At 39.0% G+C, this 14,032-nt stretch carries 8 protein-coding genes and 1 pseudogene; all 9 read left to right on the forward strand.

What is annotated here, in order from left to right:
- Positions 1-156 precede the first annotated feature (156 nt).
- On the forward strand, positions 157-3,282 hold the full coding sequence (locus BSO02S_RS08565) for a CDP-glycerol glycerophosphotransferase family protein (RefSeq protein WP_066065385.1): 3,126 nt from the start codon (positions 157-159) through the stop codon (positions 3,280-3,282).
- Positions 3,283-3,326: 44 nt separating this feature from the next.
- Positions 3,327-4,211, forward strand: a complete 885-nt coding sequence (gene galU / locus BSO02S_RS08570; protein WP_066065389.1) for a UTP--glucose-1-phosphate uridylyltransferase GalU — start codon at positions 3,327-3,329, stop codon at positions 4,209-4,211.
- An 81-nt stretch (positions 4,212-4,292) separates the two neighbouring features.
- Positions 4,293-5,480 carry a CDP-glycerol glycerophosphotransferase family protein gene (locus BSO02S_RS08575; protein WP_066065392.1) on the forward strand — a complete coding sequence of 396 codons (1,188 nt, stop codon included), beginning with the start codon at positions 4,293-4,295 and terminating at the stop codon, positions 5,478-5,480.
- Positions 5,481-5,765: 285 nt separating this feature from the next.
- Positions 5,766-7,976, forward strand: a complete 2,211-nt coding sequence (locus tag BSO02S_RS08580) for an SH3 domain-containing protein (protein WP_066065395.1) — start codon at positions 5,766-5,768, stop codon at positions 7,974-7,976.
- A 193-nt stretch (positions 7,977-8,169) separates the two neighbouring features.
- Positions 8,170-10,440, forward strand: coding sequence for an SH3 domain-containing protein (locus BSO02S_RS08585; RefSeq protein WP_142303691.1), 2,271 nt, complete (start codon positions 8,170-8,172; stop codon positions 10,438-10,440).
- A 225-nt stretch (positions 10,441-10,665) separates the two neighbouring features.
- Entirely contained in the window at positions 10,666-11,067 is a 402-nt protein-coding gene (gene tagD / locus BSO02S_RS08590) for a glycerol-3-phosphate cytidylyltransferase (protein ID WP_066065399.1), read from the forward strand.
- The gene (locus BSO02S_RS08595; RefSeq protein ID WP_066065402.1) at positions 11,060-12,265 is read left to right on the forward strand and encodes a CDP-glycerol glycerophosphotransferase family protein; all 1,206 of its coding nucleotides are present in this window, start codon (positions 11,060-11,062) and stop codon (positions 12,263-12,265) included. Before tagD ends, BSO02S_RS08595 begins: the two co-directional genes overlap by 8 nt.
- Positions 12,266-12,379: 114 nt before the next feature.
- Positions 12,380-13,210 (forward strand): ABC transporter permease, encoded by an 831-nt coding sequence (locus BSO02S_RS08600; RefSeq protein WP_066065405.1) that lies wholly within the window; start codon positions 12,380-12,382, stop codon positions 13,208-13,210.
- Between the two features lie 17 nt (positions 13,211-13,227).
- A pseudogene (gene tagH, locus BSO02S_RS08605) lies at positions 13,228-14,013 on the forward strand (teichoic acids export ABC transporter ATP-binding subunit TagH); the annotation flags it as partial.
- Positions 14,014-14,032 lie beyond the last annotated feature (19 nt).

Raw genomic sequence — 14,032 nt, forward strand, 5'->3', positions numbered from 1 at the left:
GATGGATTCCAATCATTTTGTAATCCATCTGTTTTTTTTATGATAAAAACAGTATTAGATGCCCCGAAATTATCAATACTTACATATATCGTCTTGAAAATGGGAAAAATATGTAATGTGGAATGGTGAGTATTGGTAAGGGAGCTGTAGTGTTTCATGAATAGAAAGGTGTTAAAAAGAAGGATCAAGTTTATCATTGAACCAATTTATTATTATTTTCGAAAGGCACATCGGCGTAGGAATTTTCAATATACAAGGTATTTTAAAAAGTTAAAGGTGCTTAACAACACGATATTGTATGAGAGCAGGGATGGAAAAAGTTTAACAGATAGTCCCTATGCAATTTTTAAATACCTCTTAGATAACCCCGATTTTAAGGACTTTAACCATATTTGGTCGGTAAGCAGCTTTGAGGAATTAAAAACTGTGATTGGTCGATATAAAGGATTGAAAAATGTCACCTTTGTCAAACGTAATTCGAAAGAATATCTCAAATGTTTAGCAACGTGTAAATATCTCATTAATAACTCTACCTTTCAGTCCTTTTTTATCCCGAAAAAGGAACAGGTATATGTGAATACATGGCATGGGACACCGCTGAAAAGCATGGGATTTGATATCCCCGGCAGTCCCGCCCATTCACAGAATGTCGTCCGGAATTTTCTCAGTGCTGATTATCTATTAAGCCCAAATGAGCATACGACAAACATGTTTCTTAACAGCTATAAACTGAACGGTTTGTATAATGGCGAAATTATTCAAGAAGGATATCCAAGAATTGACCTTACACTAAATACAGACCAGGAGACGTTCAAGTCCTTTTTAGCTGGATTAGCCTTAAATCTGGATAAAAATAAACAGACGATTCTTTATGGACCAACCTGGAAAGGGTCCAATATTTCAAAGGCCAAAAATGATATGTTTCAAATTATTAGTGATATGACCCATTTGAAGGCTCAAGTTGGTGAAGAGTATAATTTATTCATCAAAGTACATCCATTTTTATACGAACAGGCGAAGCAATTTGACGAAATTAAAGATATCTTAATTCCGGACTTTGTCGACACGAATGAATTGTTAAGTATGGTCGATCTCTTAATCACGGATTACTCCAGTATCTTTTTTGATTATCTCGTAACAAACAAACCTGTTTTATTCTATATTTGGGATTATGATGATTATAATGAGGAAAGAGGCCTTTATTTGGCTGATGATGAATTACCCGGGCCGACCCTTTTTACGATCCAGGAAGTGGCCGCAGCAGTGCAAAATATCCTTAAGATAATAGAAGATTACAAACCTGCTTATCACGCTGCTCAAAATAGGTTTACAGCCTACGATGATGGAAAAGTAACAAACAGAATTACCGGTTACATTTTTAATAGAAGTAATGCCCCTCTAAATGTAATCAAACCGTTGGAGACAGGGAAAAAAAGAATCCTGATTTATCCTGGCGGGATGATGAATAATGGGATTACCTCTTCGTTTATTAATCTGATGGATAACATTGATTTTAGTAAGTATGATGTAAGTATTTTTATGAAGACACCGAAAACAAACGAAGCGTTGAATAATGTCGCTAAGGTCAATAAACAGGCACGGTTCCTTTTTCAAAATGGGACAGCTGTCAATAGTATTTTTGAGGTGTATCGTGATAAATTCGTACATAATCGAGGAGCTCATAGTTATCTAACTAAAAGACTGTACCCTGAGAAGGCCTATAAGCGGGAATTCAAAAGATATTTTGGGAGAGCGCAATTTGATTATTGTATTGATTTCAGCGGCTATAGTTTGTATTGGGCAAAGTATTTACTTGCTTCTGATGCCCCCAAAAAAATTTGTTATATGCATAATGATATCCGCACTGATAGTGAAAAGGTCATCAATGGGCGAAGACCGCACCGGATTAATTTAAGAGGGCTTTTTTCTGTCTATCATAAGTTTGATAAGCTTGTCAGCGTTTCCGCCGGTACGATGGAACTAAATAAACAACATTTAACGGAATATGCAGAGGAATTTCAATTTGATTATGTGATGAATTCGATTAATCCTAAAAAGATTTTGAAAGATCCTCGTGAAGACAGTACTGGCGTGCTCACCACCCTTGAAACAAATCAGCTTTTAAGTAATGAAGTCTTTAAAGCGCGGGCGCGAATAAACAATCCCGGAGACCGGTTTGTATGGAATAGACCAGAGGTTTTGAAAGGTGCCGAAAAGCTTACTGCGGCTGCCAGTTTTGTCGATCAAGACGTCGCGATTATACGTGAAGCGCGGACAGAGTCAACAGATTATTATAAATTCACTATTGACGATCGGATTGTCGGATGGCTTGCAAAGGACTGTTTTGAGATTCTGCCTGACAGTATCCTTTTTGAAAAACAGGTGAATAAACTGGCTGTTGTTCGTCATGTCAATGATCATGATATTTGGAGTAGGCCTTATGAAACAGAGGGGACGCAAATGATATCCCCTGCTAAGGATTTTAAAGGGCTCTTAGTTGAGGTTAATCTTGAAGCAAGAACGCAGCAGGGGATGTATAGCAGGTTTTCAATCCGTGGAAAGCTGATTGGCTGGATTGAATCAGCGGCATTATACACCATCAGGGAATATGATATAAAAAACAACGCGAAAGCCAAATTAGAGAAATCGATGTATAAAACACTAAACTTTCGAAGATATAAAAGAATTGCCCCTAACGGAATGCTACCTGAAAAGGATGAAACCGAGAAAGTTGTCATTCCGGAGCCATCAACACAAAATTATAATTTCATTACGATGGGAAGATTATCGCCGGAAAAAGGCCAGGACAACTTAATCAAGGCGTTTGGGAAATTTCAAGATGACTTCCAGAACAGCAAACTTTATATTCTGGGTGAAGGTCCCTTAAGGAAGGACCTCGAAAGTTTAATAGCAGAACTAAATCTTGAAGAATCCGTATACCTTATGGGACAATTAGATTATCCATTTACATTCATGAAAAAATGCGATTGTTTTGTGCTTTCCTCCCATTATGAGGGACAGCCGATGGTGTTATTAGAGGCGATGACACTTGGAATGAAAATTATCGCAACCGACATTGTCGCCAATCGAACGGTGTTAGAGCAGGGCAGGTATGGATTATTAGTCGAGAATAGCATTGCGGGGCTTGAGCAAGGTCTGCAGCAGCTCGCCAGAAATGAGTTTGATAATAAACTTGATGAATTTATACCGGAAGAATACAATAAAAAGGCAATGGATACATTCTATCGGGTTTTAGAAGAAACAATGACAAGGGCAGAGTGATAAAAAACGCTGGTAAGATTTATTGAAATCAGGAGGTAAATTGAATGAGTAAAGTCAAAAAGGCGATTATCCCGGCAGCGGGATTAGGTACCCGGTTTTTACCCGCTACCAAAGCAATGCCAAAAGAAATGCTGCCAATCGTTGATAAACCAACGATTCAATACATAGTCGAAGAAGCAATTGAATCAGGGATTGAGGATATTATCATTGTAACAGGTAAAGGGAAAAGAGCGATTGAGGATCATTTTGATAATGCCTTTGAGCTGGAAGAAAACTTAGCTCGTAAAGAGAAATTTGAACTGTTGGAACAAGTCCGTAAACCAGGGAATGTCGATATCCATTACATTAGACAAAAGGAACCTAAAGGTCTTGGCCATGCGATTTGGTGCGCAAGGAAATTCATTGGGAATGAACCCTTTGCAGTACTATTAGGTGATGATATCGTCCAGGCAGATGTTCCTTCGCTAAAGCAATTAATGAACCTCTACGATCAAGTCGGTTCTTCCGTTATTGGTGTTCAGCCCGTCCCACGAGAAGAAACCCATCGATACGGGATCATTGACCCGATTCGCCAGGATGGCCGCATGTATGAAGTGAAAAACTTTGTGGAAAAGCCATCCGTGGAGTTAGCACCTTCGAATTTAGCCATTATGGGCAGATATATTTTAACACCGGAGATTTTCCAGCTGCTTGAAAACCAAGAATCAGGTTCCGGCGGCGAAATCCAACTAACGGATGCCATTCAACGATTGAATCGTTCTCAGAACGTCTATGCCTACGATTTTGAAGGAAAAAGATACGATGTCGGGGAAAAGTTAGGTTTTATTAAAACGACAATCGAAATGGCATTGAGCAGGGATGACTTAAGAGAGAACTTGCTTGACTACTTAGTTCAGCTCGTCGGTCATGAAATGAAAATAAATAAATAAATAAATCTCAAGGCTGCTGATTCTTTCGCTGCAGCCTTGAAGTTGTTTGTTCCGAGATTATTCATAAGGAGAGCTATTCCATTGGTATCATTGTTGAAAAAAATAGCTTTAAAGGCTTATAAAATTTTATTTCAATTTGTGTCGATATTGCCGCGCAAGCAAAACTTAATCATATTTGAAAGCTTTCTTGGTAAGCAGTATAGCTGTAACCCAAGGGCTATCTATGAATATCTTAAAGTGCATCATCCTGAATACGAATTGATTTGGAGTGTCGATCCCCGCTTTGAAAAAGGCTTTATTGATAAAGGGATTCCTTTCGCGCGAAGATTTTCGATTAAATGGCTTTTTTTGATGTCCCGGGCAAGGTTTTGGGTAACAAATAGCCGAATGCCGCTTTGGATCCCTAAGCCGAAGAACACTATTTACCTGCAAACCTGGCATGGAACACCTTTAAAGAAGCTGGCAGGTGATATGAAGGAAGTATTAATGCCTGGGACGACCACGGAGCAGTATAAGCAAAACTTCTTTCAAGAAACGAGGAACTGGGATTACTTAATTTCCCCTAATCGTTATTCCTCCGAAATTTTTAGGCGGGCCTTTCAGTTTGAGAAAGAAATGATTGAATCAGGCTACCCACGAAATGATATTTTTTATAAACCGGAACGTGATGCGATTGCCGAGCAATTCAAGGAAACTCATCATCTCCCTAAGGATAAAAAGATTATTCTTTATGCGCCAACCTGGAGGGATAATCAATATTATCAGGTAGGGAAATATAAGCTGGATTTACATCTGGATTTAGACATGCTTAGAGAAGAATTAGGGGATGAGTATATTGTTATTATGCGCATGCATTATTTAGTTGCTGAGAACTTTGATCTTAGTGCTTTTGAAGGCTTTGCCTACGATTTTTCTAGACATGAGGACATCCAGGAACTGTACGTGATTAGCGATGTACTGATAACCGATTATTCATCTGTGTTTTTTGATTATGCTAATTTAAAACGGCCGATGATTTTCTTTACCTATGATCTTGAAGAATATAAGGATGATATTCGTGGTTTTTACTTTGATTTTGAGGAAAAGGCTCCAGGTCCGCTTGTGGAAACAACGGAAGAAGTGATTGAGGCTGTAAAGGCCCTTTCTGACAAGAAATTTTCAAACGAAAAAATGAATGACTTTTATCAACGATTCTGTTATTTAGAAGACGGTCATGCAGCCGAAAGAGTAGTAAAAGAAGTCATTCTAAAAAATAGTTTGCTTAGATAACTTAAAAACCCGAAGGCAAAGAAAATATGCCCTTCGGGTTTTTTGTATTTTTTTATGCTAGCATTTCGACAAAAGTCAACCTATGAAATTTTTCCTATTTTTTCATTTAAAGACAAGTATTTATTAGAATCTATATAAATTATCTTCGTAATACGCGATAATAGAGGATAATTCGAGGTGTTTTTCCATCTTTCGCGAACAGCAATGAAGAAGTATGTAGAAATCTGTAGTTTCGTAGAAGGATTTATAGTAGGTTTCCATTTCTGGCAGATTATGGGGGATTCGATGAAGAAAATCGGGAAAGTTGCACTATTATCGACAAGTATATTATTGGCCGGAGGAACCATTCTGCCCACATTGCCTCCTTCTCGTGTGGGGCATGTAGAAGCAGCTGTCTTGAAACTGGCAAATATCCGTTACCAAACAACAGATCTAGTAAATTTACGAAAAGGTGCAGGGACAGCTTACAAAAGCGTTCTGAAGATTCCAAAGGCTAAGACCGTCACTGCTTCACAACGAATGGGAAACTGGTATAAGGTTTCCTATCAATATACCCAAAAAGGGAAAAAGCAAACGGTGACGGGCTGGGTAAGTGCTGCCTATTTGAAAGAATATTATCAAACTAGCAGCAAGCCGGGTGCCTATTATTTTACCAAGAAAACGGTCAGCCTTTATTCGACTGCTGATAAAAAGAAAAAAGCCGTTTACAGCCTTGCCGGCGGCAATGGGTTGTATTCTGCCAGTCAAGTCGTCAATAGTATTGGGCAAACGTGGTTCAAGGTTTCTTATAATGGGAAAACCCTGTTTGTGTTCAGCGGGGATGTCCAGAAGTACTCCTTAAGTTCGTTTTCTGCTGCGGATTATTACTCCAATAGGGATACGTATTTGTATGCCTCCTATGGTAAAGCTTATTCAAAACTAGTAAAGATCCCGAATGGAAGCACCATCTCGGTAAATCAAAGAATTGGAGATTGGTATAAAGTAACCGTTAACGGGAAATCCGGCTATATTTATGGCGGGGATTTTACGAAAAAGAAGGTTGTCGTTCCCCCTTCATCAGGACCAGGAACGCCTCCCGTGTCGGATCCAGCTCCTCAACCTGGAACGCCTGCGGTACCAGGAGTGGAAAACCCGCCAGCACCTGGGCCAGAAAACCCATCTGTTCCAGGATCAGGAGTGGAAACACCGCCTTCATCAGGACCTGTTGCTCCGCCAGCACCAGCAGCGGATAAAAAAGAGGTAGCCGTTACGAAAGCGCCATACTTAGTATCGGATCAGTTAAATTTCAGGCAGGATGCAGATCCAGTTGCGCCCATTTTAGCCGTCATTCCAAAAGGAACATTTGTCTTTCCAACTAGTAAAGTCGCAGATAACAGCTGGTATAAGCTTAGCTACCAAGGGAAGGACGGCTATGTTTCCGGCAAATTTATTCAACAAGTGGTAACAGGCGATCCAATCGAGAGTCGGGATAGTTATCAATTCATTAATTTGCAGACACAGTCAGCCGTAACAGCTGATCAAATTAATAAATATCTTGCTAGTTACGTCCAATCCACCGGAAAAATTAGTATTTTAACCGGGAAGGGACAAGCGTTCATTGATGCCGGTCAAAAATATGGAGTCAATGGCCTGTACTTGGCCGCTCATGCTATTCACGAAAGCGGATTCGGTACATCAGCAATTTCTATTGCGAAAAACAACCTATTTGGATTTGGTGCCTACGATGCCGCGCCATTTATCTCGGCGTATCGTTTTGGCAGTGTTGAAATATGCATCGATTATATTGCACGTGAAATCAAGGCGACCTATTTAAATCCGGCCAACTGGAAATACCGCGGGGCTTACCTGGGCTTTAGTACAAAAACGCTTACTAACACTCGAATTGATGCAAATAGTGAAGGCATGAATTTTTATTATGCCAGTGATGTGAACTGGGGCAAAGCGATTGCCCAGCATATGGAGAAAATTCTGAAGTACGATAAAGGCTTTTATGCGAAGGCCAAAGTGGATAGCGTCATCCCGTCAAGACCATCCGTTCCTGCAGGCAGTGACTTGTTTCCTGCCAATATTACGGCCATTGCCAAACAGGCCATTGTTCTTGATAGCAAAAAAGGCGTACATGATGCAATAAACAAAATCAGTAAAGGGGCATCATTTATTATCCTAGAAAAGACAAACGATTTTTGGCTGCGTGTCAAAGTGGATCAGAAGGAATACTGGACAAATAATCTTGATTTTAGTAACTATCAAAACTATTTATCTGTTCAAAATTTAGGCAGAGTAACAACAGGTCAATTAAATGTCCGTTCTGTCCCTTCAACTGTGAACAATTCACCAATCGGCAGCTTATTATTAAACGATTTGGTGCAAATAGTTATCAACAAGGATGGCTCGCTGGTCATGGATGCCTCAAAATCATGGTATCAAATCCAATTAGCTGATGGAACAAAAGCATGGGTTAGTACGGGTTTTGTCTATACGAAAGACTTTAAATAGAAGGATTCCATTGTTTTTCACTATTTTTTTAAAAAAGTAGTTTCATATCATTCATGAAAAATAGAGGTGATGCGATCGCTCCTAATACGAACGTTCTATTCTGTATAAGAGTCACCCGAATCGTTACGGTGATAGAAAAGTTGTAAGAGGAAAACGGGAAGAGAGAGAAAAGGAAGTGGATTCATTGAAGAATATGGGGAAAGTGATGGTCTTATCGACCGGATTAGTATTTGGGGGATTAAGTACTGGCGGGGCATTACCGTTTGGATTCAATCAATTGTACCAGGTGGAAGCAGCTAGTTTAGTATCTTTTAGTAAGACTTCCTATGAAACAAAAGATAATTTAAGAATGCGGACGGGTCCTAGTACAAAAGACAAGACGGTCCTCACCATCCCAAAGGGAAAAGAGGTAACTTCTACACAGAAAAAAGGAGATTGGTATAAAGTCTCTTATACGTATAAATCAAAGGGAAAAAATGTGACAAAAACAGGTTGGGTCAGCGGGTCTTACTTAAAGAAAAAGGTTTATATTTCTAAATCATCTGCTCCGAAGACCGTAACCTTTACGAAAACGAATTATTCTATATCGACTAATGTCAACATGCGGACCGGCGCAAGTACAAGCAGTAAAATCGTCCTGACTCTTAAAAAAGGGGCAACGGTTACCTCGAAAGAGAAGCTTGGAAAATGGTTTAAAGTTTCCTATACCTACACTTCAAAAGGAAAGAGTGTAACGAAGTCAGGCTGGGTGCATGGCGACTATGTGAAGGAATATAATCAATATACGAAAACATCGGCAGCCTATTATTTTACAAAACGTACAAGTAAGCTTTATTCTAGCCCTGATACAAAGAAGCAGGCTGTCGTAAGTCTCCCAAGTCAAAATGGGTTGTACTCTAACCAAAAGGCCGTAAACAGCATTGGGCAAACATGGTACCGGGTTTCTTTTAACGGAAAGTCGCTTTATGTAAATAGCAGCGATGTGAGTAAAGGGTCGGTCAAAACTTTTTCCAAAAAGGATTATCAGCTTAAACAGGACACCTATGTCTTTTCATCTTATGGAGCGGTATATGCGAAATTAATTAAGATTCCAAAAGGAACCATCGTTTCCTCGGTAACAAGCATTGGTGATTGGTTTGCGGTTACCTATCAAGGGAAAAAGGGATATGTATCTGCAGCATCTCTTCAATCGCCGCCGAAGACACCTGTTGTTAGTAAACCCACAGAAAAACCAGCGGAAAAGCCGGCAGAAACACCTAATCTAAACACAAAAGATGGCAGCAGCTATCTTGTGACAGATGATTTAAATATGCGCCAATCAGGAGCAGGCACTCCGGTTTTAGCGGTTATTCCAAAAGGAACAACAGTTAAATCAGCAGAGAAAACAGCAGACGACTGGTACCGGGTAACATACAGCGGCAAAACGGGTTATGTTTCCGGCGATTATTTAAAGGAATATGAAATAACCGATTATCGGTTTATTGATTTACGTACCAAGTCCTCCGTAACCGCCAAGCAAATCAATGATTACATCGCAGCAAATGTGAACGGCAGACCAAGTGTGTTACTTAATACAGGACAGGCCTTTATTGATGCAGGGAATAAGTTTGGCGTCAATGCCTTATATTTGGCAGCGCATGCGATTCATGAAAGCGGCTATGGGACTTCTAATATCTCATTAGGAAAAAAGAATTTATTCGGTTATGGTGCTTATGATGCTGCTCCATTTATTGGTGCATACCGTTTTTCAAGCGTAGCGGCATGTATTAATTATGTTGCCCAAAAAATGAAATCGGATTACCTGAATCCGAATGGCACCCATTTTGAAGGACCATTCCTTGGCTATCTGACAAAGGATTCCAAAGGAACGAGAATCCCAAGTAAAAGTATCGGCATGAACTTTTGGTATGCAAGCGATTCTAATTGGGGTAACAAAATTGCCCAGCATATGCAGAAAATCTTAGCGTACGATAAAAACTACTATGGAAAAGCGGCGATTAATACAAATGTTCCTGCTTCACCGGGAATACCGGCAGGCAGTGACAAATTTCCAGCGGGTATTCAAGTAAAAGCAAACAAAGATTTATCAAGTGAAGTTAAAAAAGGCACCATTTTTACCATGCTTGAGAAATCAAATGATTTTAAAGTATTGGTGAATGTAAATAAAAAGGACTATTGGCTAAGTTCAATCCGTTTTGATAAATATAAAGAGTATATTTCAGTCCTTAACTTAGGCAGAGTGTCCGGAGTTGGAACTGATCTGTTAAATGTTCGTTCAACAACCGATACCTCTAAAAAAGATAATATTATCGGCACACTGCCATTAAACAGCTATGTGCAATTAGTATTAGATAGCAAACAAAAATTAATAATGGATAAAGATCAGAAGTGGTATCAAGTGAAATTATCCAACGGCAAACTTGGCTGGGCAAGCAAAGTCTACATCACAAAAGAACTTCCATAAACATCAAGCTGGCTTGAATATTCAAGTCAGCTTTTATAAAATTGTAGTGCTGCCAATAATCGTTCCACGATTTTGGGGTTTTAATGGAAACAGAATGGAATTGGATTGAAATTTAAGTTTGATAGTCTTATAATGATTTGGTAATGCATAAACGCAGAAATCGACATTTTGATGAATAAAACATAAAACGTTATCCTAATACTAATAGCAGGAGGAATTGCTCTAATGAAAAAGGTTTTAACATATGGAACATTCGATTTGTTACACTTTGGACATATTAATTTACTCAGCCGTGCAAAAGATTTAGGCGATTATTTGATTGTCGGTCTTTCCACAGATGAATTTAATAAAGGGAAAAATAAAGAAGCGTACCACAGCTTTGAAAACAGAAAAATAATTTTGGAATCGATCCGCTTCGTGGATGAAGTCATTCCGGAAAATACATGGGACCAAAAGATTAAAGATGTTATCAAACATGACATTGATGTGTTTGTTATGGGCGACGATTGGAAAGGTAAATTCGACTTTCTTAAGGAATATTGCGAAGTAGTTTACCTGCCAAGAACAATTGGCATCTCTACTTCAAAAATCAAAACCGATTTAAACGATGTTGTCACAAATGGTTAGGGAACTAGCCATTTCTTTGTATTTGGTTGTTTTTAACTGCGTCTTTTCCATTTTCAAGCTGTTGCCGCTTAAAAACAAAACCACCTTTGTTATTAGCTTTGGTGATAACAGCCAGTACATCTTTGCGGAAATGCGCAGGCAAAACATTCAAACCGAAGTGGTATTCCTTTGCAATCAACAGGCACTAGCCAAATTTAAGGATTATGATGACGTGACCATCCTTCCATTCGAAAAGAGTCATTTTCTTGATTGGTTCAGGTCGATTTACCATTTGGCAACATCCCGTCATCTATTTATTGATAACTATTTCGGTTTTCTGGCCGCAGTGAACTTTAAAAAAGACGTCCGATGCATTCAGTTATGGCATGCATCGGGCGCTATGAAGAAATTTGGTTTGGAAGATGAATCGGTTAAAGACCGAAGTGCAAAGGCCAAACAGCGCTTTTTGAAGGTATACAGTAAATTTGATCAAGTGGTTGTCGGCTCAGATGTGATGGCAGACATTTTTATGAAGTCCTTCCAGCTCAAAAAAGAGACCATCTTAACGACGGGTGTACCAAGAACAGATTTCTTTTTCAATGAAAAAGAAAAACAAAAGTCGAGGGCATCATTAGCTCTGAAACATCCGGCAATACTAGCTAAAAAGGTCATCCTTTATGCACCCACCTATCGGGATCATGAATTAGACTATTTTACCCTAAAGCTGGATGTCGAAAAAATGGTTCGAGAACTTGGCGATGATTATCTGTTGATTTTACGTTTACATCCAGCGATTAAGAATTCCGTGCAGTTTTCTAACCGACACCCAAATTTTGTTGTCGATTTATCCTCAAGTCAGTATGAAATCAATGATTTGCTTGCAACGGCCGATTATTTGATTACCGACTATTCTTCGATTCCATACGAGTTTTCTCTCTTACGTAAACCCATCATCTTTTTCACTTATGATTTAGAAGCATATAAAAAGGCGCGTGGGATTTCTGAGGGATTTGAAGAAAACCTGCCGGGCCCACTGGTTAGAGAGACCGCTGCGATTATTGACCTCATTAAAAATGACCGCTTTGACCTTCAAGTTGTTGATTATTACGCTGAAAAGTGGAATAAATACTCTAAAGGCCATTCAAGCCAAAATTTGGTATGCAAAATATTTGCTGAGGAACAGTTCTTAAAGGCCACAGCAAGGGGCAGACTTAGATGAACACCGGCTCCCGAGATAATTATTACTCGGGGCTTTGTTTTTATAATGCCCATTTGGGAAAATTAATGTATAATGAACAAGGTTATTACTTGTTTAAAGGAAGGACAATTTTTAATGAAGTCAATGATTACCATTGTGAAGGAGCAGATTAGTTCCTTTTACCTCATCCTGAGATTATCCGCTTTTGAAATGAAAAGTGCAAATATGAATAATTACCTCGGCAGGTTTTGGGAAGTTTTGAACCCAATGATTCAGCTTGCGATTTATTGGCTAGTCTTTGGGATTGGCGTGCGTCATGGTCAACAAGTTGAAATGGATAATGGACTGAAAGTTCCCTTTTTTATTTGGCTTGTTACAGGGATGATCGTCTGGTTTTTCATCAATCCAGCGATTTCCGCTACGTCTAGATCAATCTATTCCAGAATTCAATTAATTTCAAAAATGAGTTTTCCGATGAGCGCCATTCCTTCATTCGTGATTATGGCGAATTTTTATACACATTTAATGTTAGTGGCAGTCGTCACAATCTTTTTGCAATTTACCAAATACAAACTAACTATTTATTTTATTCAGCTGCCTTACTTTATGCTGGCCACCTTGCTATTTCTGCTGGCCCTTGCTCTCGTTACCTCTACCCTTACGACAATTGTCAGGGATATTCAGCAAGTGGTTCAGTCGATATTAAAAATGCTCCTGTATTTAACACCGCTCTTATGGCATACGGACCATTTAATGATAAAAGGAGTAGACTTTGCCTTTTTGTTGAAATTAAATCCCTTATTCTATATTGTTGAAGGTTACAGGGCGGCATTACTGGGTACTACATGGTATCCGCTAGAATATCCGCAATATACGTTATATTTTTGGATCACCGTTTTAGTATTGTTCAGTATCGGCTCCGTGCTCCATTTGAAATTTAGAAACCGTTTTGTTGATTATTTGTAAACGGGAGTTGACTTTATATGAGTGAAACAGTCATTGTTAAAAATGTTTATAAAAGATATAAGATGCATAAATCTCCGAAAGAGAAGCTGCTTGATGTTATTTTACCAGGGGGCTATGGGGAAGACTTTTTTGCCCTTCAAGATATCTCTTTTACAGCTAAAAAGGGAGATGTCATTGGCCTTGTCGGGGTAAACGGTTCAGGGAAGTCTACCTTGTCCAATATCATTGCAGGGGTGGTCCCGCCCACTTCCGGCACGGTAGAATCACAGGGGACAACCTCGATTATTGCTATCTCGTCTGGTCTTGATAATCAATTAACAGGCAGGGAAAATATTGAATTAAAATGTCTAATGCTTGGCTTTAAAAAGAAGGAAATTATCGAAATGGAACCGAAAATCATTGATTTTGCTGATATCGGGAAATTTATTGACCAACCTGTAAAAAAATACTCAAGCGGAATGAAATCCCGGCTTGGATTTTCCATCTCTGTCACCGTAAACCCGGATATTCTGATTGTTGATGAAGCATTATCCGTAGGTGATCAAGTTTTCGCGCAAAAGTCGAAAGAAAAAATGTTTGAGTTTAAAGAGATGGGCAAAACGATTTTCTTCGTCAGCCATTCGATGGGACAAATTAAAGAATTTTGTGAAAAGGCCGTTTGGCTTGAATATGGCGAAATTAAACAATTTGGTCCGGTTTCTGAAGTGATTCCTGAATACGAAAAGTTCTTAAAGGCATATAAATCGATGTCCAACGAGGAACAGAAAAAGTTCCGTGAGAAAGTGATGGAAAAACAAAGAGGTTTAGCCACCATTTAAAAAG

The organism is Neobacillus soli NBRC 102451 (assembly GCF_001591665.1).
Classification (GTDB): Bacteria; Bacillota; Bacilli; order Bacillales; family Cytobacillaceae; genus Neobacillus; species Neobacillus soli.